Here is a 24,109-nt window from a genome sequence, read left to right on the forward strand (position 1 = left end):
AGCGCCCCCGAGACCAAGGCCCCCCGCAAGGGCTGGGGCGTGGCCGTCGCCGCGTGCGTCGGCCTGTGGCTGGTGCAGAGCGGCTCCGGCGGGGGCGCTCCGCCCGCCCCGTCCGCCGCCGAGGGGTTCGCGGCCGGGCCCGGCCGGTACGCCGCCGCGGCCGTGGAGCCGATGCCGCCGTCCGCGCCGGCCCGGGTCCGCATCCCCCGCATCGGTGTCGACGCGCCCGTCGTCGGGCTCGGTCTGGCCCCCGACGGCAGCCTGGAGGTGCCGCCCGCCGGCGACCGCAACGTGGCCGGCTGGTACGAGGGCGGCACCCCGCCCGGCGCCCGCGGCACGTCGATCATGGCGGGCCACGTCGACACCCGGGAGGGCCCCGCGGTGTTCTACGCACTGGGGGCGCTGAAGAAGGGCGACCGCGTCGAGGTGGCGCGCCGGGACGGGCGGACCGCCGTGTTCGCCGTCGACGCCGTCGAGGTGTACGACAACGACGACTTCCCCGACGACAAGGTCTACGGCCCGTCCGACCGCGCCGAGTTGCGCGTCATCACCTGCGGCGGCGGTTTCTCCCCGGAGACCGGCTACCAGGGCAACGTCGTCGCGTACGCCCACCTCGTCGGCGCGTACTGACGGCTCCGGCTCCCCGCCCGCCGCCCGGCCCCTCCCGCGGAAAGGAGCCGGACGGCGGCGGATCCGCGGGCCACGGTGGCGTGCGGGGCCCCGTCGCACGGGTGCCCGGCCGGGTGCCCCGCCCCGCCGGGACGCGCGCCGCGGCGGGGCACCCCGCGCCGGACGGACGGGCCCGGTGGCACGCCGCCGCGGGCGGACGCACCCGGCTCAGCCCTGCGGGGCGCCCTGCTCCCCCGCCTGCTCCCGCGCCTTCTCGACGTCCATCCAGGCGATCTCCCAGATGTGGTGGTCGGGGTCCTGGAAGGAGCGGCTGTACATGAAGTCGCCGTACTCCTGCGTCTCCCCGGCGGGGGACGCGCCGGCGGCCAGCGCCCTGTCGACGAGCTCGTCCACCCTGGCGCGGCTCTCGGCGCTCAGCGCGACGATGACCTCCGTGGTGGAGGACGCGTCGGCGATGGCCTTCTTGGTGAACTTCCCGAAGAAGGGCTCCGTCAGGAGCATCGCGAAGACGGTGTCGCTGAAGACCAGGCAGGCGGCGTTCTCGTCGGTGAACTGCGGGTTGAAGGAGTAGCCGAGCTCCGTCCAGAAGGCCTTGGCCCTGTCGAGGTCCTTGACCGGCAGGTTCACGAAGATCATCTGTTCCATGGTGGATCCCTCCATCCGGTGCGGTCGTTGCGAGAGGGTGGACTGCCGGGCCCGGCGGAACTCATCGCCGCCGCGCGGCCGGATCCGTCCGGTGGGCGGCGCCCGCCGGATCCGGCCCCCGCGAGTACCCCGGGCGGGGGCGGTGGACGCACGGCGGGCGCCGCCGCCCGGTGGGACCGCCGCCCGGCCGACAGGTCCGCCGGCGGGGGCGCGGGGCGCCTGCCGGAGAGCCGACCGCCGGACTCCCCCCGCCCTTCACCGGTCGTTGTCCCTCCGGCAATCCCGGACCCCTAGTTTCCGGCAACGCGCGACTCCGCCGCCGACCGGTGCGGCGGGGCGGTCACCACCCCAGTGGAGTGATGAATGGAACGTCGTAGTTTCCTGCGCGGAGCGGTCGCGGGCGGCGCGGCCGCGGCCTTCGGTTACACGCTGATGCGGGGCGCGGCCTACGCCGCCCCGGCCCAGCCCGGTCCCGGCCCGTACGGAGCGCTCGGCGCGGCCGACGCCAACGGCATCCAGCTCCCGGCCGGCTTCACCAGCCGGGTCGTCGCCCGGTCCGGGCAGCGGGTCGGCGCCACGTCCTACGTCTGGCACGACGCCCCGGACGGCGGCGCCTGCTTCGCCGACGGAAACGGCTGGATCTACGTGTCCAACTCCGAGATCTCCACCACGGGCGGCGCGAGCGCCATCCGCTTCGACTCCGCGGGCAACGTCACCAGCGCGTACCGCATCCTGTCCAACACCAACCGCAACTGCGCGGGCGGCGCGACGCCGTGGAACACCTGGCTGTCCTGCGAGGAGGTCAGCACGGGCTACGTGTACGAGACCGACCCCTGGGGCGCGAAGGCCGCGGTCCGCCGCGCCGCGATGGGCCGCTTCAACCACGAGGCCGCCGCGGCCGACCCGGTCCGCAGGGTGGTCTACCTGACGGAGGACGCGTCGGACGGCTGCTTCTACCGCTTCGTCCCGAACACCTGGGGCGACCTGTCGACCGGCACCCTCCAGGTGCTGCGGGCCGGCACGGCCACGTCGGGCTCGTTCACCTGGGCCACCGTGCCCGACCCGGACGGCTCCCCCACCGCCACCCGCAACCAGGTGTCCGGCGCCAAGCGGTTCAACGGCGGCGAGGGCTGCCACTACGCCGACGGCACCGTCTGGTTCACCACCAAGGGCGACGGCCGCGTGTGGCGGCTGAACCTGACGGCGAACACCTACGAGCTGGCGTACGACGACTCGCTGGCGTCCGGCGCCCCGCTGACGGGCGTCGACAACATCACCGGCTCGTCCTCGGGCGACCTGTACGTCGCCGAGGACGGCGGCAACATGGAGATCTGCCTGATCACACCGGCCGACGTGGTCTCGCCGTTCCTGCGGATCAACGGCCAGTCCGGCTCGGAGATCTGCGGCCCGGCGTTCTCCCCCGACGGCCGGCGGCTGTACTTCTCCAGCCAGCGCGGCACCACGGGGAGCTCGTCCGGCGGCATCACCTACGAGGTGACGGGGCCGTTCCGCGCGTAGCGGCCGTTCTCACCCACGGGCTGGGCGCCGCCGTGCAGCAGGGCGGCGCCCAGCGGCGTCAGGGTGTGCAGCACCGAGCTGCCCCGGCGCAGGGTCACCACCAGCCCCGCGTCGCGCAGCACCCCCGCGTGCTGGCTCGCCGAGGCGAGGGACACTCCGGCCCGGCGGGCCAGCTCGCTGGTCGTGCCGCCCTGGCCGATGGCTTTGAGGACGGCGGAGCGGGTGTGGCCCACCAGCCGCCCCAGCGGCGCCCCGCCCGGTTCGCCGGCCGCGGCGGGGGCGTCCGCGTGGGTCACCGGGTAGACGAGGACCGGGGGGAGCGCGGGGTCCCGGTACGTCACGGCGGTGCCCCGGCAGAAGTACGACGGCTGGAGCAGCAGTCCGCGCCCGTCGAGCCGTACGTCGCGGTCGACCGGGTAGTCCGCCTCCAGGACGGGTGCGCGCCAGCGCAGCATCGGGGGCAGGGACGCCAGCAGTTCCTCGGTGCCGCCGTCGAGCAGTGCCCGGCCGCGCACCGCCCGGTCCGCCTCCACCCGCGCCTGGATGTACGTCCAGTACGGTTCGACGGCCGCCCGGTGGTAGCCGCGCAGCGCCCCCAGGAGCCGGCTGAGGGGCTCCGGGCGCCCTTCGGCCAGGGCCGCCGTCCAGGCGGGCGGGGAGGCGGCGGACGGGCGTTCGGAGGTGAGCACGGACAGTTCCGCGCGGATGCGGTCGGGCGGTGTGGCGCGCACCGCCTCCAGCGCCGCGTCCAGGCCCTGGAGGCCCTCCGGCGGGGTCAGGAAGTCGGGGAAGTACCCCCGCGCGGGGACGAGCGCGCCCAGCAGCCGCGTCTCGCCGTTCAGCCGTGTCCGGGTTTCGGAACGCCACTCCCCGTAGACCGGGGCGCCCCGGCGGTCCCGCAGGCGGTGAAAGCTGAGGATCGTTTCCCACAGCGCGTCCGGGCGGGCCGCCATCCGGACGCCCGCGAGATCCGCGCCGGTGAAATGTATGCGAAGCACTGAACCCCCACCTGTTGCATGCGCAATCACCTCCCGCCGAAGAGTATGCATGTCATCACACGTTGTTACCATGGCATTTCAGCCACAGTTGAAACACGTCGCGGGGAACGGCCGAAAAACGAAAAGCTGTACGCCGTCGGACGGGAAACCTTCAGGACCGAGACGGCGCGTCGGGAGACCGTGGGGGGCTCCTCGCGCCTGGCGGCGGGACTGAAAGGTTGCGGCTCTCCTGTCCGGCAGGGGTAATGGGGCGCGGTCGGCGGGTGGGGATCCGGTGGCCGCGCTCCGCCGTTCGTTTGCTCTACTGAGGCTTGGAATCCGCCTCGCGTCGGCCTTCCGTAAACGGTCCGCCCTTCGACCGGCACGGAATTCGACCGGTGTCAATTCACAGGGCACGCACCTCGCGGGAACGGCCGGCGGAAACGGCACGGGGCGGACGTCTCCCGATGGAGACGTCCGCCCCGTCCTCCTTGTTCCGTGGTCCGGAGCCGCCACCGACCGGTGAGGTCCGGATGGCGGCGGCTCCGGTGACCGCGCGGTCCCGCCGCGGGGCGCCGCGGCGGGACCGGCGGGGTCAGCGGCTGTCGCTGCCGCTCGACTGGGCCGCGGCCCGGCCGGCCTCCAGGCGGGCGACCGGGATCCGGAACGGCGAGCAGGAGACGTAGTCGAGGCCCACCTCGTGGAAGAAGTGCACCGACTCCGGGTCGCCGCCGTGCTCGCCGCACACGCCGAGCTTGATGTCGGGGCGGGTGGCCCGGCCGGACTCCACGGCGCTGCGGACCAGGGACCCGACGCCGTCCTTGTCGATCGTCTCGAACGGCGACACCCCGAAGATGCCCTTCTCCAGGTACGCGGTGAAGAAGCTGGCCTCCACGTCGTCGCGGGAGAAGCCCCAGACGGTCTGCGTGAGGTCGTTGGTGCCGAAGGAGAAGAACTCGGCGCACTCGGCGATCTGCCCGGCGGTGACCGCGGCGCGCGGCAGCTCGATCATCGTGCCCAGCGCCAGCTTCAGCTCGACGCCGGTGCTCCGCTGCACCTCGGCGATGACCCGCTCGGCGTCGTCGCGGACCAGCTCCAGCTCCTGCACGGTGCCGACCAGCGGAATCATGATCTCGACGCGCGGGTCGCCCTTGGCCTCGACGCGCTCGGCGGCCGCCTCCGCGATGGCCCGCACCTGCATCGTGAACAGGCCGGGGATGACCAGGCCGAGGCGGACGCCGCGCAGGCCCAGCATCGGGTTCTGCTCGTGCAGCCGGTGCACGGCCTGGAGCAGGCGCAGCTCGTTCTCGTGCGGCTCCTTGCGGGCCTCGGCGAGGGCGACGCGCACCGACAGCTCGGTGATGTCGGGCAGGAACTCGTGGAGCGGCGGGTCGAGCAGGCGGACGGTGACGGGCAGCCCGTCCATCGCCTCGAACAACTCGACGAAGTCGCCCTTCTGCAGCGGGAGCAGCGCCTGGAGGGCCTCCTCGCGCTCGCTGTCGGTGTCCGCGAGGATCAGCCGCTCGACGTACTGGCGGCGGTCGCCGAGGAACATGTGCTCGGTGCGGCACAGGCCGATGCCCTGGGCGCCGAAGCGGCGGGCGCGCGAGGCGTCCTCGGCGTTGTCGGCGTTGGCGCGGACGCGCAGCCGGCGGACGCGGTCCGCGTACGCCATGATCCGGTGGACGGCCTGGACCAGCTCGTCGGCGTCGTCGGCGCCGGCGTGCATCCGGCCCTCGAAGTACTCGACGACCGGCGACGGCACGACGGGGACCTCACCGAGGTACACCTTGCCGGTGGAGCCGTCGATGGAGACGACGTCGCCCTCCTCGACGACGTGCCCGCCCGGCACGGTCATCCGGCGGCGCTTGGTGTCGACCTCCAGCTCCTCGGCGCCGCAGACGCAGGTCTTGCCCATGCCGCGGGCGACGACGGCGGCGTGGGAGGTCTTGCCGCCGCGCGAGGTGAGGATGCCCTCGGCGGCGATCATGCCGTCCAGGTCGTCCGGGTTGGTCTCGCGGCGGATGAGGATGACCTTCTCGCCGGAGCGGGACCACTTGACGGCGGTGTACGAGTCGAAGACGGCCTTGCCGACGGCGGCACCCGGCGAGGCGGCGATGCCGCGGCCGATCTGCTCGACCTCCGCGCCCTCGTCGAAGCGCGGGAACATCAGCTGGGCGAGCTGCGCGCCGTTGACGCGCTGGAGCGCCTCGGCCTCGTCGATGAGGCCCTGGTCGACGAGCTGGGTGGCGATCCGGAAGGCCGCCGCGGCGGTGCGCTTGCCGACGCGGGTCTGGAGCATCCACAGCTGGCCGCGCTCGATGGTGAACTCGATGTCGCAGAGGTCCTTGTAGTGGTTCTCCAGCGTCTCCATGATGCCCATGAGCCGGTCGTACGACTTCTTGTCGATCGACTCCAGCTCGGCGAGCGGCACGGTGTTGCGGATGCCGGCGACGACGTCCTCGCCCTGGGCGTTCTGCAGGTAGTCGCCGTAGACGCCCTGGTGGCCCGAGGCGGGGTCGCGGGTGAAGGCGACGCCGGTGCCGGAGTCCGGGCCGAGGTTGCCGAAGACCATCGAGCAGACGTTGACGGCGGTGCCGAGGTCGTGCGGGATGCGCTCCTGGCGGCGGTACAGCTTGGCGCGGTCGCCGTTCCAGGAGTCGAAGACGGCCTTGATGGCGAGGTCCATCTGCTCGCGGGGGTCCTGCGGGAACTCCCGGCCGGCCTCGGACTTGACGATCTTCTTGAACTGCTTGACGAGCTTCTTGAGGTCCGCGGCCTCCAGGTCGGTGTCGACCGCGGCCTTCTTGGCCTTCTTCGCCTCCTCCAGGGCCTCCTCGAAGAGGTCGCCGTCGACGCCGAGGACGGTCTTGCCGAACATCTGGATGAGGCGCCGGTAGGAGTCCCACGCGAACCGCTCGTCGCCGGACTGCTTGGCGAGGCCCTCGACGGACGCGTCGGAGAGACCGATGTTGAGGACCGTGTCCATCATGCCGGGCATGGAGAACTTGGCACCGGAGCGGACGGAGACCAGGAGCGGGTCGTCGGCCTGGCCGAGCTTCTTGCCCATCTTCCGCTCGAGGGCGTCGAGGTGGGCGCTCACCTCGTCGCGGAGCGCGGGCGGCTCGTCACCGCTCTCCAGGTAGACCTTGCACGCCTCGGTGGTGATCGTGAAGCCCGGAGGCACCGGGAGACCGAGGTTGGTCATCTCGGCGAGGTTGGCACCCTTGCCGCCGAGGAGGTCCTTGAGGTCCTTGTTGCCCTCGGTGAAGTCGTACACGAACTTCTGATCTTTGTTTTCCGACACGGGTCTCGACTCCTCGAGGACGACGTGGCTGCCCTGACGGCGAGGAACATACCCAGATCGAAGGCGTCTGGGGAGGTACGCCTACCCGTCCTGCGGCCTTAACCACCCGTCCGCCAGCAGATCGAAAGTTACGTAATGAGCACCGGCGGGAGCACGAACGCTTCACCCCTTGAAGCGTCATGGTCAAAAATCGCCCATGCATCGCTCATGTGAGCACCCTCCTCTCACACATGTCTTCATCATGTGAAGGAAGCAGGGGTGGCACTGAGTGCCACCCTTTGAGAAGTGCAGCCATCCGGAGGATGCTCATCTGAGCATGCACGCGATCAGGGGTGGCGAGAATCACGCTCCCGCTGGACCGGGGAATCCATGATCCGGACGCCTGGAGTCCACCCCGGGATCAGCCCCCCGACGTGTCCAACTCGGCGTCCACGCCCACCGAGGCGCAGTCGTAGGGGTCCTTCAGCCAGCCGTCCGGCAGGACGACCCGGTTGTTCCCCGAGGTCCGGCCCCGGGGCCCGTCGGCGCCCGCGGGCCAGGGCTGGTCCAGGTCGAGCGCGCTCAGTTGAGCACGCAGCTCCTCCAGGGAGGAGGTGACCGCCAGCCGCTTGCGCATGTCCGATCCGACAGCGAAGCCCTTCAGGTACCAGGCGACGTGCTTGCGGAAGTCGATGACACCCCGTGACTCGTCCCCGATCCACTCCCCGAGCAGCCGGGCGTGGCGCACCATGACGTCCGCGACCTCCCGCAGGGTCGGCTTCGCCGCCGCCCCCGTCCCCTCGAACGCCGCCACGAGGTCCCCGAACAGCCACGGGCGCCCCAGGCAGCCGCGGCCCACGACGACCCCGTCGCAGCCGGTCTCGCGCATCATCCGCAGCGCGTCGCCGGCGGACCAGATGTCGCCGTTGCCGAGCACCGGTATCTCCGGGACGTGCTCCTTCAGCCGGGCGATCGCGTCCCAGTCGGCGGTGCCGCCGTAGTGCTGGGCGGCCGTGCGGCCGTGCAGGGCGATCGCCGTGACGCCCTCCTCGACGGCGATGCGGCCCGCGTCGAGGTACGTGATGTGGTCGTCGTCGATGCCCTTGCGCATCTTCATCGTGACCGGCAGGTCCCCGGCGTTGGCCACCGCCTCGTGGAGGATCGCCCGCAGCAGGGGCCGCTTGAACGGCAGCGCCGAGCCGCCGCCCTTGCGGGTCACCTTGGGGACGGGGCAGCCGAAGTTCAGATCGACGTGGTCCGCCAGGTCCTCGTCCACGATCATGCGGACGGCCTTGCCGACGGTGACGGGGTCCACCCCGTACAACTGGATGGAGCGCGGCGTCTCGGAGGCGTCGAAGTGGACGAGCTGCATGGTCTTCTCGTTGCGTTCGACCAGCGCCCGGGTGGTGATCATCTCGCTCACGAACAGGCCCCTGCCGCCTGAGAACTCGCGGCAGAGCGTGCGGAACGGTGCGTTGGTGATACCGGCCATCGGGGCGAGCACCACCGGCGGCTGCACGGTGTGCGGGCCGATGGACAGGGGGCTGAACGCGGTCATGCGCCCCATTGTCCCGCACCCCCCGGCAATCCCCGCGCCCCGCGGTCCCCGGCGGCCGCCCGGGACCGGCGCGGCGGTCGGGTCGCGTCCGGTAGGACGGCGCGGGAGGCGGACGCGGGAAGGACCCGGCCGTCGTCCGGCGGCCGGGCCCTTCGCCGGCGGGTCAGTCCTCGCCCCGCTCCTGGACGCGGGTGCGCTCGCGCATCCTGCGGAGCAGGTCCGCCTTCGCCTCGGCGGCCTCCTTCGTACGGCCGCCCCGCGAGGCGGCGCCCTGCTGCTCCGGGCGGGACGGCTTCCTGCGCTGCCCGCCCACGCCGAGCAGGTTGTTGCGGCTCTTGGCCACGGGGGCCTCCCTTGAGGGTGAGGAGCCGCCCGGGGTGCCGGGCGGGGCGCCGGAGGCGCGGGGGCGGCGCGCTCGTCCGCGAGGCGGAGCGTGCGCCGGCCGGTACGACGGTACCGGCCGGCGCACGGGCGGGCATCCGGTTTTCCGTTCGGCGCACGGCGGCGCGGAGCCCCCGGTCCCACTGGGGACCGGGGGCTCCGCGCGGCGTTCCGGGGTGCGTCAGCAGCCGACCAGGCGGGTGGCGAGGTAGCCCTGGATCTGGTCGAGGGAGACGCGCTCCTGCTGCATCGAGTCGCGTTCGCGGACGGTCACCGCGTTGTCCTCGAGCGTGTCGAAGTCGACGGTGACGCAGAACGGCGTGCCGATCTCGTCCTGGCGGCGGTAGCGGCGGCCGATGGCGCCCGCGTCGTCGAACTCGATGTTCCAGTTCTGGCGGAGGTCCGCCGCCAGGCCCTTGGCCTTCGGGGACAGCTCCGGATTGCGGGAGAGCGGCAGGACCGCGACCTTGACCGGCGCGAGGCGCGGGTCGAGCCGCAGCGAGATGCGCTTCTCCATCTTGCCCTTGGCGTTCGGCGCCTCGTCCTCGACGTACGCGTCGAGCAGGAAGGCCAGCATGGTGCGGCCGACACCGGCGGCGGGCTCGATGACGTACGGCGTCCAGCGCTCCTGGGCCTCCTGGTCGAAGTAGAGCAGGTCGTTGCCGGACGCCTTGGAGTGGGCCTTCAGGTCGTAGTCGGTGCGGTTGGCGACGCCCTCCAGTTCGCCCCATTCGCTGCCGCCGAACTGGAAGCGGTACTCGATGTCGGCGGTGCGCTTCGAGTAGTGGGAGAGCTTCTCCTGCGGGTGCTCGTACCAGCGCATGTTCTCCTCACGGAGGCCCAGGCCCGTGTACCAGTTCCAGCGCTGCTCCATCCAGTACTCCTGCCACTGCTCGTCCTCGCCCGGCTTGACGAAGAACTCCATCTCCATCTGCTCGAACTCGCGCGTGCGGAAGATGAAGTTGCCCGGAGTGATCTCGTTCCGGAAGGACTTGCCCATCTGCGCGATGCCGAACGGCGGCTTCTTGCGCGACGTCTGCAGCACCTGGGCGAAGTTGGTGAAGATGCCCTGCGCGGTCTCGGGGCGCAGGTACGCGACGGAACCGGAGTCCTGGGTCGGGCCGAGGTGCGTGGAGAGCAGGCCGGAGAACTGCTTGGGCTCGGTGAAGGTGCCCTTGTTGCCGCAGTTGGGGCAGTTGAGGCCGGCGAGGCCGTTCTCGGGCAGGCGGCCGTGCTTCTCCTCGTACGCCTCCTCCAGGTGGTCGGCGCGGAAGCGCTTGTGGCAGGAGGTGCACTCGGTGAGCGGGTCGGTGAAGGTCGCGACGTGGCCGGAGGCCTCCCAGACCTCGGGGGCCAGGATCACCGACGAGTCGAGGCCGACGACGTCCTCGCGGGACGTGACCATGTAGCGCCACCACTGGCGCTTGATGTTCTCCTTCAGCTCCACACCGAGCGGCCCGTAGTCCCAGGCGGCGCGCTGACCACCGTAGATCTCGCTGCAGGGGTAGACGAAGCCACGGCGCTTGCTCAGGCTGACGATGGTGTCGATCTTGTCGGCGGCCACGGTGCTCTCTTCATACGACGGTGACGGACGGCGAATGCCCCAGATTAGCGGCGGGCGCGCCCCCGGGATCAAATCGGTGGGTGGCGGGGGCCACTGGGCCACTTTGTTGACAATCGTTTCCAGAAAGGATGAAAATGAGTGTCATGAACGTACGCCGTCCCATATCCAAGACCGCCGCCGCCGGCGCCGCCGCCCTCGCCCTGGTCACGCTCTCCGCCTGCTCCGGGACCTCGGGAGGCGCGAAGGAGAACGGAGGCGGCAGACTGGATGTCGTGGCGTCGTTCTACCCAATGCAGTTCCTGGCCGAGCGGATCGGCGGTGACAAGGTCTCCGTGACCACGCTGACCCGGCCGGGGGTCGAGCCGCACGACCTGGAGCTCAAGCCGCGCCAGATAGCCGAGCTCGGCGACGCCGACTTCATCCTCTACCTCAAGGGGCTCCAGCCCGCCGTCGACGAGGCGGTCGGGCAGGCGGGCGTCGAGCACACCGTGGACGCGGCCGCCCTCACCACCCTCGACGCGCACGGCGCGCACGAGGACGGGCCCCACGCGGAGGAGTCGCACTCCGGGGAGCCCCACACGGACGAGCCCCACGCCGAGGAGCCGCACGGCGAGGAGTCGCACTCCGGCGAGCCCCACGCCGAGGAGCCCGGCGGGCACGACCACGCGGCCGAGGAGTCCGGCGGGCACGACGGGCACGACCACGCGGCCGGGACCGGCGGCGACCCGCACGTCTGGCTGGACCCGGTGAAGTACGCGGAGGTCGCCAAGGGCGTCGGCGCCCGGTTCGCCAAGGCCGACCCGGACAACGCGGCGACCTACCGGAAGAACACCGACGAGCTGGTGGGGAAGCTCGGTGCCCTCGACACCCGGTTCCGCGACGGCCTGAAGAACACCGCGACCCGCACCTTCATCACCACCCACTCCGCCTTCGGCCACCTCGCCGGGCGCTACGGTCTGGACCAGGAGGGCATCTCCGGCCTCGACCCCGAGTCGGAGCCCAGCCCCGCCCGCGTCAAGGAGCTCCAGGCCATCGCCAGGAAGGAGAAGGTCACCACCGTCTTCTTCGAGACCCTCGCCAGCGACCGCACCGCCCGGACCCTCGCGAAGGACACCGGCCTGAAGACCGACGTCCTGGACCCGCTGGAGGGAATCACCGACCGCTCCAAGGGCACTGACTACTTCGAGGTCATGGAGGCCAATCTGACGGCCCTCCGCAAGGCCCTCGGCGCGAAGTGACCCGTCTCCCCCCTTCCCGCACCCCCCTGGAGGCCCGGTGAGCATCGAGCCCGTCATCTCCGTCCGGGCGGCCACGGCCACGCTGGGCTCCCGACCCGTGCTGCGCGGCGTCGACTTCGCCGTCCAGCGCGGCGAGGTCGTCGCCCTGCTCGGCGCCAACGGCTCCGGCAAGTCCACCGCCGTCCGCTCCGTCATCGGCCAGGTCCCGCTCACCGGCGGCACCGTCTCCCTGTTCGGCACCGAGCTGCGCCGCTTCCGCGACTGGGCGCGCGTCGGCTACGTACCGCAGCGCACCACGGCCGCCAGCGGCGTCCCGGCGACGGTCCGCGAGGTCGTGTCGTCCGGCCGGCTCTCGCGGGCGGGGCTGCGCCGGCTCTCCCGCGCCGACCGGGAGGCCGTGGACCGGGCCGTCGAGCTGGTCGGCCTCGCCGACCGGGCGAAGGACTCGGTGGGGGCGCTCTCCGGCGGCCAGCACCAGCGGGTGCTGATAGCCCGGGCCCTCGCCTCGGAGCCGGACCTGCTGATCATGGACGAGCCGATGGCGGGCGTCGACCTGGCCAGCCAGGAGGTGCTCGCCTCGACCCTGCGCGAGCAGGTCGCGAACGGCGTGACCGTGCTGCTCGTCCTGCACGAGCTGGGGCCGCTGGAGCCGCTGATCGACCGCGCGGTCGTCCTGCGCGACGGGTGCGTCGTCCACGACGGGCCGCCTCCGAAGGCCGTCGGCCAGCACGCGCTGCCCGGTCACGACCACGTACATCCGCACGCGGCCGACGAGCCGCTCCGCCTGGGACTGCTGACCTGACCATGGAATTCCTCGACCACGCCTTCATGCAGCGGGCGCTCGTCGCCGCCGTCCTGGTCGGCGTCACCGCGCCCGCCGTCGGCATCCACCTGGTGCAGCGGCGGCAGGCCCTGATGGGCGACGGAATCGGCCACGTCGCCATGACCGGTGTCGGCCTCGGCTTCCTGATGTCGGCCAATCCCGTGTGGGTCGCCGGCCTCGTCTCGGTGGCGGGGGCCGTCCTGATGGAGCTGATCCGCATGTACGGGCGCACGCGCGGCGACATCGCGCTCGCCCTCCTCTTCTACGGCGGCATGGCCGGCGGCGTGCTGCTGACCAGCCTCTCCCCGAGCGGCTCCAACGCGAACCTGGTCAGCTACCTGTTCGGCTCGCTGGCGACGGTCTCCCCGGAGGACGTGACCGCGATCTGCGTCCTCGCGGCGTTCGTGATGGCGGTCACGCTGGGGCTGCGCCGCCAGCTGTTCGCCGTCAGCCAGGACGAGGAGTTCGCGCGGGTGACCGGCCTGCCGGTGCGGGCGCTGAACCTGCTCGTCGCCGTGACGGCCGCGGTGACCGTGACCGTCGCGATGCGCGTCGTCGGGCTGCTGCTGGTCAGCGCCCTGATGGTGGTGCCCGTGGCGGCGGCGCAGCAGCTCACCCGGAGCTTCCGCGCCACGCTGGCGGTGGCGGTGCTCATCGGCACGTCCGTGACGCTGGCCGGCACCGTCACCACGTACTACCAGGACGTCCCGCCCGGCGCGACGATCGTGCTGCTGGCCATCGCGGTGTTCGCGCTGTTCGCCGCGCTGGCGGCGCCGCTGGCCCGGCGCCGCGCCCGGGCGGCGGAGGCCGCGGCGAAGGGGTACGACGGCGTGCGGCCCTCCCCGGGGACGGCGGACGACGTCCGGGTCTGAAAACGGCGGGTGGGGGCACCTCGGCTGCGGGGCCCCGGCGCGGGGACTGGCACAATGGCCCGACGTGAGCGGACGTACCAGACGTACGCGTGAGCGGGCCGAGGGCAAGGAGGCACCTGTGGCGACGGCAGGATCCGGCGTACGCGCGCGGTCGACCCGGCAGCGTGCCGCCGTCGCGGCGGCACTGAACGAGGTGGACGAGTTCCGCAGCGCGCAGGAACTGCACGACATGCTGAAGCACCGCGGGGACTCCGTGGGCCTCACCACGGTCTACCGCACCCTGCAGTCCCTCGCCGACGCGGGCGAGGTCGACGTGCTGCGCACCAGCGACGGCGAGGCCGTCTACCGCCGCTGCTCGACCGGCGAGCACCACCACCACCTGGTGTGCCGCGGCTGCGGCAAGGCCGTCGAGGTGGAGGGCCCGGCCGTCGAGGAGTGGGCCGAGTCCGTCGCCTCCGAGCACGGCTTCGTGAACGTGGCGCACACGGTCGAGATCTTCGGCACCTGCGCCCAGTGCGCGGCGGCGTCCCGCGGCTGACCGCCGTCCGACGGCGCGGGAGGGCGCGGCTCCTTCGGGGCCGCGCCCTCCCGCACGTGCGGCGGCCGTTCCGGGTCAGCCCTCCGCGCCGGCGGGCTCGTCGCCCCGTATCGCCGCCTCCATCGCGAGGAGCTGCTCGTTCGGCACGGCGCCGCCGAAGCGGCGGTCGCGCCGGGCGTACTCCAGGCAGGCCCGCCACAGGTCCCGGCGGTCGAAGTCGGGCCACAGCACGTCCTGGAAGACCATCTCGGCGTACGCGCTCTGCCACAGCAGGTAGTTGGAGGTGCGCTGCTCGCCGCTGGGCCGCAGGAAGAGGTCGACGTCCGGCATGTCCGGGTAGTACAGGTACTTCGCGAAGGTCTTCTCGGTGACCTTCGACGGGTCCAGCCGGCCGGCCCTCACGTCCTGCGCGAGCGCCTGCGCCGCGTCGGCGATCTCGGCCCGGCCGCCGTAGTTCATGCAGAAGTACAGCGTGAGGCGGTCGTTGCCCTTGGTCTGCTCCTGGGCGATCTGCAGCTCCTGGGCGACCGACTTCCACAGCTTGGGCATCCGGCCGACCCAGCGGACCCGGATGCCGAGCTCGTCGAGCCGGTCGCGGGTCTTGCGGATGAAGTCCCGGTTGAAGTTCATCAGGAAGCGGACCTCCTCGGGGGAGCGCCGCCAGTTCTCGGTGGAGAAGGCGTACAGGGAGACGCTGCCGACGCCCATCTCTATCGCGCCCTGCAGCACGTCCAGGACGCGCTCGGCGCCGACCTTGTGGCCCTCGGTGCGGGGCAGGCCGCGGTCCTTGGCCCAGCGGCCGTTGCCGTCCATGACGATCGCCACGTGCCCGGGCACCATCTCGCCGGGGATCTTCGGCGGGCGGGCGCCGGACGGGTGCGGCTCGGGGTCCTCGTACCGCCGCTTGGAGCGCCCGAGGATTCCGCGTCGTGCCATGGCCATGCGGCTCACATCTCCTAGTTCTCTTACTTCTCCACGTAGCGGAGCGAGCGCAGCCCGCGCTCCAGGTGCCAGTGCAGATAGGCGGACACCAGTCCGCTCCCCTCCCTGACATGGCGCGGCTCGCAGGCGTCCGCCGTCTCCCAGTCGCCGGTCAGCAGCGCGCCGAGCAGGCCGACCGCCTCCGCCGAGGGTACGACGCTGCCGGGCACCCGGCAGTCGCCGCAGACCACGCCGCCCGCCGCGACGGAGAAGAACCGGTTCGGCCCGGGCAGGCCGCAGCGGGCGCAGTCGTCGAAGGAGGGGGCGTAGCCGTTGACGGCGAGCGAGCGCAGCAGGAAGGCGTCGAGGACCAGGTGCGGGGCGTGCTCGCCGCGGGCGAGGGTGCGCAGGGCGCCGACGAGCAGCAGGTACTGCTGGACGGCGGGCTCGCCCTCGTGGTCGGTGAACCGCTCGGCGGTCTCCAGCATGGCCGTGCCGGCCGTGTAGCGGGCGTAGTCGGTGACGATGCCGCCGCCGTACGGGGCGATGGTCTCGGTCTGGGTGCACAGCGGCAGGCCGCGCCCGACGAGTTCGGAGCCTCGGGCGAAGAACTGGACGTCCACGTGGGAGAAGGGTTCGAGCCGGGCCCCGAACTTCGACTTGGTGCGGCGCACCCCGCGCGCGACGGCCCGCACGCGCCCGTGGCCGCGGGTGAGGAACGTGATGATCCGGTCGGCCTCGCCCAGCTTCTGCGTACGCAGCACGACGCCGTCATCCCGGAACAGACTCATGACCCCATTCTCCCGTACGCGGCGGAGCCTCCGTTCCGGCTCCCCGCGCCGGACGCCGACCCCCGGGGCGGGACGCCGAAAGGCCCCCCATAGGCTGGTGTGCGCGGTCCGACCGGATCGTGCGCCCCCGTTCCCGCTTCGAGCTCTCATAAGCCTGCCTTATGCGGCCATAGCTCCGGAGCGGGTACCGCTCCACCCCGGTGCTTGTGAGGCTGGCGGGTGAGAAGTGCTGATCGTCGAAGGGAACCTGCCATGCCCCGCCCCCTGCGGGTCGCGATCGTCGGTGCCGGCCCGGCCGGCATCTACGCCGCCGACGCGCTGCTGAAGTCCGAGGCCGCCGGCGACCCGGGCGTCTCCATCGACCTGTTCGAGCGGATGCCGGCGCCGTTCGGCCTCATCCGGTACGGCGTCGCCCCCGACCACCCCCGGATCAAGGGCATCGTCACGGCGCTCCACCAGGTCCTGGACAAGCCGCAGGTCCGCCTCTTCGGGAACGTCTCCTACCCGTCCGACATCACCCTGGACGACCTGCGCGCCTTCTACGACGCCGTGGTCTTCTCCACCGGCGCCGACGCCGACCGGGACCTGAACGTCCCGGGCATCGACCTCGACGGCTCCCACGGCGCCGCCGACTTCGTCTCCTGGTACGACGGCCACCCCGACGTGCCGCGCACCTGGCCCCTGGAGGCCGAGAAGGTCGCCGTGCTGGGCGTCGGCAACGTCGCCCTGGACGTGGCGCGCATCCTCGCCAAGACCGCCGACGAGCTGCTGCCGACGGAGATCCCGCCGAACGTCCACGACGGCCTGAAGGCCAACAGGGCGCGTGAGGTCCACGTCTTCGGCCGCCGCGGCCCGGCCCAGGCGAAGTTCAGCCCCATGGAGCTGCGCGAGCTGGACCACTCCCCCAGCATCGAGGTCGTCGTCAATCCCGAGGACATCGACTACGACCAGGGGTCCATCGACGCCCGGCGCTCCAACAAGCAGGTCGACATGGTCGCCAAGACCCTGGAGAACTGGGCGATCCGCGACGTCGGCGACCGGCCGCACAAGCTGTTCCTGCACTTCTTCGAGTCGCCCGTCGAGATCCTCGGCGAGGACGGCAGGGTCGTCGGCCTGCGCACCGAGCGCACCGAGCTGGACGGCACCGGCAACGTCAGGGGCACCGGCGAGTTCACCACCTGGGACGTCCAGGCCGTGTACCGCGCGGTGGGCTACCTCTCCGAGGAGCTGCCGAAGCTGCCGTGGGACGCCGCCTCCGGCACCGTCCCGGACGAGGGCGGCCGGGTGATGGAGGGCGGCGAGCACCTGGCGTCCACCTACGTCACCGGCTGGATCCGGCGCGGTCCGGTCGGCCTGATCGGCCACACCAAGGGCGACGCCAACGAGACCGTCGCCAACCTGCTGGAGGACCACCGCGAGGGCCGGCTGCGCACGCCGGAGGCGCCGGGCGAGGACGCCGTGGTGGAGTTCCTGGAGGGCCGGGGCGTCGCGTACACGACGTGGGAGGGCTGGTACCGGCTGGACGCGGCCGAGCGGGCCCGCGGCGAGGCCGAGGGCCGCGAGCGCGTGAAGATCGTGGAGCGCGAGGAGATGCTGCGCGCGAGCGGCGTCGAGGTCTGACGCGGGCCGCCGGGCCGGGTGGCGCTCCGCGCGCCCCGGCCCGGCGCCCACGTCACGGCGGGGCGCTCAGAACGGGGCGCGGGCCGTCTCCATGAGGCGGGCCGTGTCGCCGGGCGGGAGGAGCAGGGCGTTGCCCACGGTGGCGAGCACGTCCCGCTCGGCCTGGACGTAGGCGCCGTCCGCCAGGGCGATGCGGGCGCCCTGGAGGAGGATCGACTCCCGCCCGGCGGTCGCCAGGTGGGGGGCGAGCGGCTCCAGGGCCTCGTGCAGCTCGACGGCGAGGGCCGCACCGTAGGGCCCGCCGATGTCCGCGAGGTAGCGGCCGGTGTCCGCGGCGAGCGCCTCGACGAGACCGGTGAGGGCGCCGGCCGTGCAGTCGTCGTACCCGGCGTCCCGTACGGCGCGCACCGCGGTCCGCACGGCGGCGTGCGACGACGTGCCGCCGGCGGCCAGGACGGCGAGGGCCACCGTGTGCACGGCGTCGCGGAGCATCGCCGAGAACCGGGCCGTCGTGGGGTGGTCCAGCACCTCCGTGCCGAACCGGCCGTGGCAGGCGGCGCACTCGACGACCGGGCCCGCCGGCCCGCGCGCCAGCACCGGGACGCCGAGGACGGTGAGGCGGCGGCGTCCCGTGCGGCGCCGGTAGCTGCGGTCGCCGCCGCAGCCCGGGCAGAAGAACTCGCCGTCGCCGACGGTGTGCCACGAGGTGCGGACGGAGCAGATGCGGAGCTTCCGGCCGTTCGATCCGTGTGTTTCCCGCGCTGGCCGCACGTCGCACCTCCTGACGCCCCGGCCGTCCTGCCGGGGTGGACGTGATGTTAACCACATCGGTGATGTGACGTCAGCACCTCGTCGCGAGAACGCCCGGACATGGCCGAAGCCCGCTCGCGGCGCGGACCGCGGGCAAAGGTGCCCGCGAGCCCCGGGGAACGCGCCCGCCCTCCCCGGGGCGGGACCCGGGGAGGGCGGGCGCGGGCGGCCCCCGGCCCCTTCGTCCCTGCCCACNGGGGNCCGGAGNNNCGGACGNCCNNGNGCNGGGANNNNGGGCCGGGGGGACGGATCAGCGCGCGGAGCGGTTGACGGCCGAGACGACCGCCTTCAGCGAGGCGCGGGTCGTGTTGGCGTCGATGCCGACGCCCCACAGCACCTTGCCGTCGATGGCGCATTCGATGTACGAGGCGGCCTGGGCGGAGGCTCCCTCGCTCATCGTGTGCTCCTGGTAGTCCAGCAGCCGGACGTCGACCCCGACGGCGTTCAGCGCGTCGAAGAACGCGGAGATCGGGCCGTTGCCGGAGCCGGTCAGCACCGTGTCGGCACCGTCGACGACGGCCTCGACGGTCAGGGTGTCCGTGCCGTCCTTGTCGGTGGTGGTCTGGCCGGACCGCAGCTGGATGCGTCCCCACGGGTTCTCCGGGTTGGGCAGGTACTCGTCCCGGAAGACGGCCCAGATGTCGGCCGGGGTGACCTCCCCTCCCTCGGCGTCGGTCTTCGCCTGGATGATCTTCGAGAACTCGATCTGCATCCGGCGCGGCAGGTCCAGCTTGTGGTCGTGCTTCAGGACGTACGCGATGCCGCCCTTGCCGGACTGCGAGTTGACCCGGATGACCGCCTCGTAGGACCGGCCCACGTCCTTGGGGTCGATGGGCAGGTACGGCACGGCCCACTCGATCTCGTCGACGGTCTTGCCCTGGGCCGCCGCGTCGGCCTCCATCGCGTCGAAGCCCTTCTTGATGGCGTCCTGGTGGGAGCCGGAGAAGGCGGTGTAGACCAGGTCGCCCACGTACGGGTGGCGCGGGTGGACCTCCATCTGGTTGCAGTACTCGGAGGTCCGGCGGATCTCGTCGATCTGCGAGAAGTCGATCTGCGGGTCGACGCCCTGGCTGAACAGGTTCATGCCCAGGGTGACCAGGTCGACGTTGCCGGTGCGCTCGCCCTGCCCGAACAGGCAGCCCTCGACGCGGTCGGCGCCGGCCATGACGGCCAGCTCCGCCGCCGCGACGGCCGTGCCGCGGTCGTTGTGCGGGTGCGCGGACAGGCAGACGAACGCGCGGCGGGAGAGGTTGCGGGACATCCACTCGAACCGGTCGGCGTGCGTGGAGGGGGTCGAGCGCTCCACGGTCGCCGGCAGGTTCAGGATGATCTCGCGGCCCTCCTCGGGCTGCCAGACGTCCATGACGCCCTCGCAGACCTCCAGCGCGAAGTCCAGCTCGGTGTCGGTGAAGATCTCCGGGCTGTACTGGTAGCCGAAGACCGTGTCGTCGCCGAGGATCTTGTCGGCGTACTCCATCACCAGGCGCGTGCCGTCCACGGCGATCCGCCTGACGTCGTCCCTGGAGCCGCGGAAGACCACCCGGCGGAAGAGCGGCGCGGTGGCGTTGTACAGGTGCACGGTCGCCCGGTGGGCGCCGCGCAGGGACTCCACGGTCCGCTCGATCAGGTCCTCGCGGGCCTGGGTCAGCACGGAGATCGTCACGTCCTCGGGGATCGCCCCCTCCTCGACGATCGACCGGACGAACGCGAAGTCGGTCTCGCCGGAGGACGGGAAGCCGACCTCGATCTCCTTGTAGCCCATGCGTACGAGCAGGTCGAACATGGCCCGCTTGCGGGCGGGGGACATCGGGTCGATCAGCGCCTGGTTGCCGTCGCGCAGGTCGGTCGACAGCCAGCGCGGCGCCTTGGTGATCCGCCGGTCCGGCCAGGTGCGGCCGGGGAGGTCGACGGCCTCGTACGGGCCGTACCTGTGGATCGGCATCCCGGACGGCTTCTGGGCGTGCGTCGCGTTGGTGACCGGCGTGGGGCGGCCGACGGGCTGGGGTGCGGGGTGTGGCATCGCGCGGGCTCCTCGAATCTGGGCTGAGGGACGGCCGACGGGATCGAAGCAACACCGGACTCCGCGGGGAGGGGGTCGGCCTACGACTACAGGCCCTCGCCGCGGCGGCTAAGGAGAAGCAGCCCGAAACGCATGATGCGCAGCAGAGTAGCCGGGGAGCGGCGAGGGGGAGGTGCCGTTCCAGTATGCGGGATTCCCGGTCGATAACCGCCGAACAGTGAACTATCACTCCTTTTCGTCAATCAGCGTCACCACTGGTGACAACACCGTGACAGACTGCCACATTGCCGGACATGACTGCGTACCCCTCCCCCACCGGAGTCCTCTGCACGATCGTCCCGCCCCACCTCCTGGACAGGCTCGCCCGCTCCGCCGACCCCGCCGTCGCCGAGTCCGCCCGCCGCACCCTCGCCGTCGACGAGGCGAACCGCACCGCCCGCCGCCTCGNCGCCGCCGGCGCGGTCCGCCCGGCCCCGCACGGCGCGCCGGCGGCCCTGGGCAGGCCGCGCCGCACGATCTTCGACGCCGAGCACCGCACCCGCCTGCCCGGCAGGAAGGTCCGCGGCGAGGGCGACGGGCCCGTGCGGGACGCGACCGTCAACCGCGCCTACACCGGTCTCGGCTCGACGTTCGAACTGCTCCTCCACGCCTACGGGCGGGACTCCGTCGACGGTGCCGGGCTCCCGCTGGAGGCGACGGTGCACTACGACCGGAAGTACGCCAACGCCTTCTGGAACGGCGAGCGGATGGTGTTCGGCGACGGCGACGGGGAGGTCTTCGAGGACTTCACCCTGGCGGTCGACGTGATCGGCCACGAGCTGGCCCACGGCGTCACGCAGCACACCGCGAACCTCCTCTACTCCGGCCAGCCGGGCGCGCTGAACGAGTCCGTGTCGGACGTGTTCGGCTCGCTGGTCAAGCAGTACACGCTGGGCCAGCGGGCCGGGGAGGCCGACTGGCTGATCGGCGCGGGACTGCTGTCGGACCGGGTGCGGGGCGTGGCGCTGCGCTCCATGAAGGCCCCCGGCACGGCGTACGACGACGACGTCCTCGGCAAGGACCCGCAGCCCGCGACGATGGAGGACTACGTCGACACGGCCGCCGACAACGGCGGGGTGCACATCAACTCCGGCATTCCCAACCACGCCTTCTACCTGACGGCCACGGAGCTGGGCGGGTACGCCTGGGAGCGGGCCGGGCGGATCTGGTACGACGTGCTGACCGGCGGCAAGCTCGGGGAGCGGGCCGACTTCGCGGCGTTCGCCCGGCTGACGGTGGCGGCGGCGCGCGGACGGTTCGGCGCCGGCGGGGCGGAGGCCGGGGCGGTGCTCAAGGCGTGGTCGGCGGTGGGAGTGCCCACCGGGGGGTAGACAGGGGTCATGCGTATCGAGGTGCGGCGCACGGGCGGCTTCGCGGGGATCGAGCGCCGGGCGGAGGTGGACACCTCCGGCCGGCCGGACGCCGACGCCTGGCAGGCCCTGGCCGGGGCGGTCCTGGAGGAGGCCGCGGCGAGGGGCAGCGCGCGGAGTGGGCCCGGGGTGCCGGACGGCTTCGGCTACGAGATCACGGTCGACGGCCGCACGGTCCGCTGCGCGGAGCCGCACCTGACCGGGGCGCAGCGCGAGCTGGTCTCCCGCGTGCTGCGGGAGGGCGCCTGACGGACGCCCTCCCGGCGGCCCGGGTCAGAACCCGAGCTTCCGCAGCTGCCTGGGGTCGCGCTGCCAGTCCTTGGCGACCTTGACGTGCAGGTCGAGGAAGACCGGGGTGCCGAGCAGCGCCTCGATGTGCTTGCGTGACTTGATGCCGACCTCCTTCAGGCGCTTGCCCTTGGGACCGATGACGATGCCCTTCTGGCTGGGGCGCTCGATGTAGACGTTGGCGTGGATGTCCAGCAGCGGCTTGTCGGCGGGGCGGTCCTCGCGGGGCAGCATCTCCTCCACGACCACCGCGATGGAGTGCGGCAGCTCGTCCCGCACGCCTTCCAGCGCGGCCTCGCGGATCAGCTCGGCGACCATGACCTGCTCGGGCTCGTCGGTGAGGTCGCCCTCGGGGTAGAGCGCGGGACCCTCGGGCAGCAGCGGGACGAGCAGGTCGGCGAGGAGCTGGACCTGCTGGTCCCCGACGGCCGACACCGGGACGATCTCCGCCCACTCGATGCCCAGCTCCTCGCCGAGCCGGTCGACGGCGACGAGCTGCTCGGCGAGCGCCCTGGAGTCGACGAGGTCGGTCTTGGTGACGATCGCGACCTTCGGGGTCTTCCTGATCCCCGCCAGCTCCTTGGCGATGAACCGGTCGCCGGGGCCGACCTTCTGGTCGGCGGGGAGGCAGAAGCCGATCACGTCGACCTCCGCCCACGTCGTGCGGACGACGTCGTTGAGCCGCTCGCCGAGGAGGGTGCGCGGCTTGTGCAGGCCGGGGGTGTCGACCAGCACGAGCTGGGCGTCGGGCCGGTGCACGATGCCGCGCACGGTGTGCCGGGTCGTCTGGGGGCGGTTGGAGGTGATGGCCACCTTCTGACCGACCAGAGCGTTCGTGAGGGTGGACTTGCCGGCGTTGGGACGGCCTACGAAGCAGGCGAAGCCCGCGCGGTGGGTCGCCTCGGTCTCTGATGTGCGAACGCTCATGGGGGCCATTCTCCCCGATCCCGGCACGGGCCACGTACCGCGCCGGGCGGGGACCGCCGCCGCGGCCCCGCGCGGGACGCGGTCCGGCCCCCGCCGGCCGGGCGCTCAGCCCGCCGTCACGCGGGCGCGCACCCGCGCGTCCGGGCCGGCGAGGAGGACCGGGGTGGCAGGGCCCCCCAGGTCGCGAACGGCGGCGCGGTCGGCGTCGGGGACGGTCTCGGCCTCGGACACGACGGCCGCCGCCTCCAGGGACTTCGCTCCGCTGGCCACCGCCATCGCCACGGCGGTCCGCAGCGCGCTCAGCCGGAGCGACTCCAGCTCGACCGTCCCGGCGACGTAGGTGCGCCCGGTCTCGTCCCGCACCGCCGCGCCCTCGGGAACGCCGTTGCGGGCGCGGGCACTGCGCGCCAGTGTGATGATCTTGCGGTCCTCGGGGTCGAGTTCGGTGCTGTGCGTCATGCCCCGAGCATAAGCAGGGCGGCCGGGGAGCCCGGCCGCCCCGTACGCCGGGAGCCTCAGCTCCGGGCGCCCTCGGCGAACTTGTCGCCGCCGCGCTTGGCCAGGTCCTCGAAGGCGGCGGGGTCCGGCTCGGCGCCCGGTAGGTACCCGAGGCGGGTGATCCCGGCGCCCTGGCGGGCGACCAGCACGTCGGTCTTCAGCACCATGCCGAGCTGCGGGATGTCCATCGTGAGCCGCACGGCGAAGGCCTCCTCTCCGACCTTCGGAGCGGTCAGCTCCTCCGCGGCGACCGACATCCTCCGGCCGTCCTGGACGGTCGTGAAGGACCGGCACCTGCCGACGGCGCCGTCGAGCCCCTTCACGAACGCCGCCGCGCCGGCCCTGTCGGGGTACGTGAGGACCATCTGGGCCAAGACGCTGTCGCCCGGCCCGCGGAAGTCGCGCTCACCGCCCTTCGTGGTGCCCTCCACCTCGGCGGACATCAGCGTCGCCAGCGGCTGGCACTCGGGCTTCTCCGCCTTCGGCCGGCCCTCCGCGGGCATGGTGGTCCCGACCTTCCAGCCGGCCGGCAGGTCGCCGGCCTCCAGGAGGCCGGCCTTCATCTGGGCCTCGGTGAGCGGGGCGGACGCCGGCTTCTGCCCGGTGCCGCGGCCGCCGTCCGGACCGCCCCCGCCGTCCTTCCCGTCGGACGGGCCGCCGCACGCGGCGGTCAGGAGGAGGGCGGACGCGGTGAGCGCCACGACGGTGCCGCGGTACGTACGGATACGCATAGAGGTGTGCTCCCCATCGCTGTGGTCGTCTCGGGGAGCCAGCGTTCCCCCTCCCCGCCCTTGC

21 protein-coding genes and 2 pseudogenes are annotated in these 24,109 nt (G+C 72.6%); 10 read left to right on the forward strand and 13 right to left on the reverse strand.

From position 1 onward, the window contains the following. Nucleotides 1-39: 39 nt before the first annotated feature. Nucleotides 40-630 (forward strand): class F sortase, encoded by a 591-nt coding sequence (locus MW084_RS08525; protein ID WP_039828741.1) that lies wholly within the window; start codon nt 40-42, stop codon nt 628-630. A 207-nt stretch (nt 631-837) separates the two neighbouring features. On the opposite strand, the gene MW084_RS08530 is transcribed toward MW084_RS08525, so the two are convergent. Further along, the gene (locus MW084_RS08530; RefSeq protein ID WP_010468550.1) at nt 838-1,275 is read right to left on the reverse strand and encodes a VOC family protein; all 438 of its coding nucleotides are present in this window, start codon (nt 1,273-1,275) and stop codon (nt 838-840) included. Nucleotides 1,276-1,638: 363 nt separating this feature from the next. Between MW084_RS08530 and MW084_RS08535 the strand changes: the two genes are divergently transcribed. After that, entirely contained in the window at nt 1,639-2,793 is a 1,155-nt protein-coding gene (locus MW084_RS08535; protein ID WP_010468549.1) for an alkaline phosphatase PhoX, read from the forward strand. On the opposite strand, the gene MW084_RS08540 is transcribed toward MW084_RS08535, so the two are convergent. The 5 genes from MW084_RS08540 to MW084_RS08560 all read right to left on the reverse strand — a co-directional run bounded on the left by MW084_RS08540 (nt 2,763) and on the right by MW084_RS08560 (nt 10,559). Next, nucleotides 2,763-3,791 carry an ArsR/SmtB family transcription factor gene (locus MW084_RS08540; protein WP_029553289.1) on the reverse strand — a complete coding sequence of 343 codons (1,029 nt, stop codon included), beginning with the start codon at nt 3,789-3,791 and terminating at the stop codon, nt 2,763-2,765. The genes MW084_RS08535 and MW084_RS08540 overlap by 31 nt on opposite strands. A 574-nt stretch (nt 3,792-4,365) precedes the next feature. After that, nucleotides 4,366-7,077, reverse strand: coding sequence for a pyruvate, phosphate dikinase (gene ppdK, locus MW084_RS08545; RefSeq protein ID WP_010468547.1), 2,712 nt, complete (start codon nt 7,075-7,077; stop codon nt 4,366-4,368). A gap of 400 nt (nt 7,078-7,477) precedes the next feature. Then, complete coding sequence (gene dusB / locus MW084_RS08550) at nt 7,478-8,614, reverse strand: tRNA dihydrouridine synthase DusB (RefSeq protein WP_010468546.1); 1,137 nt, start codon at nt 8,612-8,614, stop codon at nt 7,478-7,480. A 163-nt stretch (nt 8,615-8,777) separates the two neighbouring features. After that, nucleotides 8,778-8,957: a DUF6243 family protein gene (locus MW084_RS08555; RefSeq protein ID WP_010468545.1), complete on the reverse strand. Its 180-nt coding sequence runs from the start codon at nt 8,955-8,957 to the stop codon at nt 8,778-8,780. A gap of 219 nt (nt 8,958-9,176) precedes the next feature. Continuing rightward, the gene (locus MW084_RS08560; RefSeq protein WP_010468544.1) at nt 9,177-10,559 is read right to left on the reverse strand and encodes a glycine--tRNA ligase; all 1,383 of its coding nucleotides are present in this window, start codon (nt 10,557-10,559) and stop codon (nt 9,177-9,179) included. Between the two features lie 143 nt (nt 10,560-10,702). Here MW084_RS08560 and MW084_RS08565 point away from each other — a divergent pair, with 143 nt between their 5' ends. The 4 genes from MW084_RS08565 (at nt 10,703) to MW084_RS08580 (ending at nt 14,030) form a co-directional block, all read left to right on the forward strand. Next, nucleotides 10,703-11,797 (forward strand): metal ABC transporter substrate-binding protein, encoded by a 1,095-nt coding sequence (locus MW084_RS08565; protein WP_010468542.1) that lies wholly within the window; start codon nt 10,703-10,705, stop codon nt 11,795-11,797. A 37-nt stretch (nt 11,798-11,834) separates the two neighbouring features. Then, the gene (locus MW084_RS08570; RefSeq protein ID WP_010468540.1) at nt 11,835-12,599 is read left to right on the forward strand and encodes a metal ABC transporter ATP-binding protein; all 765 of its coding nucleotides are present in this window, start codon (nt 11,835-11,837) and stop codon (nt 12,597-12,599) included. Between the two features lie 2 nt (nt 12,600-12,601). Further along, the gene (locus MW084_RS08575; RefSeq protein WP_010468539.1) at nt 12,602-13,492 is read left to right on the forward strand and encodes a metal ABC transporter permease; all 891 of its coding nucleotides are present in this window, start codon (nt 12,602-12,604) and stop codon (nt 13,490-13,492) included. A 118-nt stretch (nt 13,493-13,610) separates the two neighbouring features. Then, nucleotides 13,611-14,030 carry a Fur family transcriptional regulator gene (locus MW084_RS08580; RefSeq protein WP_010468538.1) on the forward strand — a complete coding sequence of 140 codons (420 nt, stop codon included), beginning with the start codon at nt 13,611-13,613 and terminating at the stop codon, nt 14,028-14,030. A 75-nt stretch (nt 14,031-14,105) separates the two neighbouring features. Here MW084_RS08580 and MW084_RS08585 read toward each other — a convergent pair whose 3' ends face one another. Together MW084_RS08585 and recO are read right to left on the reverse strand one after the other, a co-directional pair. Further along, nucleotides 14,106-14,966: an isoprenyl transferase gene (locus MW084_RS08585; RefSeq protein WP_029553287.1), complete on the reverse strand. Its 861-nt coding sequence runs from the start codon at nt 14,964-14,966 to the stop codon at nt 14,106-14,108. Nucleotides 14,967-14,995: 29 nt separating this feature from the next. Then, entirely contained in the window at nt 14,996-15,742 is a 747-nt protein-coding gene (gene recO, locus MW084_RS08590; protein WP_010468536.1) for a DNA repair protein RecO, read from the reverse strand. 252 nt (nt 15,743-15,994) lie between these two features. Between recO and MW084_RS08595 the strand changes: the two genes are divergently transcribed. Beyond that, entirely contained in the window at nt 15,995-17,362 is a 1,368-nt protein-coding gene (locus MW084_RS08595) for an FAD-dependent oxidoreductase (protein WP_010468535.1), read from the forward strand. A 66-nt stretch (nt 17,363-17,428) separates the two neighbouring features. Here the strand turns inward: MW084_RS08595 and MW084_RS08600 are convergent, their stop codons facing one another. Then, nucleotides 17,429-18,133, reverse strand: a complete 705-nt coding sequence (locus MW084_RS08600) for a TerB family tellurite resistance protein (RefSeq protein WP_010468534.1) — start codon at nt 18,131-18,133, stop codon at nt 17,429-17,431. A 289-nt stretch (nt 18,134-18,422) separates the two neighbouring features. Continuing rightward, complete coding sequence (gene leuA, locus MW084_RS08605; protein ID WP_010468533.1) at nt 18,423-20,192, reverse strand: 2-isopropylmalate synthase; 1,770 nt, start codon at nt 20,190-20,192, stop codon at nt 18,423-18,425. Nucleotides 20,193-20,485: 293 nt separating this feature from the next. Between leuA and MW084_RS08610 the strand changes: the two are divergent. The 3 genes and pseudogenes from MW084_RS08610 to MW084_RS08620 form a co-directional block, all read left to right on the forward strand. Further along, nucleotides 20,486-20,639: pseudogene (locus MW084_RS08610) on the forward strand (peptidase M4 family protein); the annotation flags it as partial. Between the two features lies 1 nt (nt 20,640). Further along, a pseudogene (locus MW084_RS08615) lies at nt 20,641-21,562 on the forward strand (M4 family metallopeptidase); the annotation flags it as partial. 9 nt (nt 21,563-21,571) lie between these two features. After that, on the forward strand, nt 21,572-21,850 hold the full coding sequence (locus MW084_RS08620; protein ID WP_010468531.1) for a protealysin inhibitor emfourin: 279 nt from the start codon (nt 21,572-21,574) through the stop codon (nt 21,848-21,850). Between the two features lie 24 nt (nt 21,851-21,874). Here the strand turns inward: MW084_RS08620 and era are convergent, their stop codons facing one another. From era to MW084_RS08635, 3 genes are all read right to left on the reverse strand, one after another. After that, nucleotides 21,875-22,825 (reverse strand): GTPase Era, encoded by a 951-nt coding sequence (gene era / locus MW084_RS08625; RefSeq protein ID WP_039828731.1) that lies wholly within the window; start codon nt 22,823-22,825, stop codon nt 21,875-21,877. 96 nt (nt 22,826-22,921) lie between these two features. Continuing rightward, nucleotides 22,922-23,275 (reverse strand): cytidine/deoxycytidylate deaminase family protein, encoded by a 354-nt coding sequence (locus MW084_RS08630; protein ID WP_010468528.1) that lies wholly within the window; start codon nt 23,273-23,275, stop codon nt 22,922-22,924. Nucleotides 23,276-23,331: 56 nt separating this feature from the next. Beyond that, complete coding sequence (locus MW084_RS08635) at nt 23,332-24,045, reverse strand: sensor domain-containing protein (protein ID WP_010468526.1); 714 nt, start codon at nt 24,043-24,045, stop codon at nt 23,332-23,334. Nucleotides 24,046-24,109: the final 64 nt, after the last annotated feature.

Origin of the sequence: Streptomyces sudanensis (assembly GCF_023614315.1) — a bacterium.
Lineage (GTDB): Bacteria > Actinomycetota > Actinomycetes > Streptomycetales > Streptomycetaceae > Streptomyces > Streptomyces sudanensis.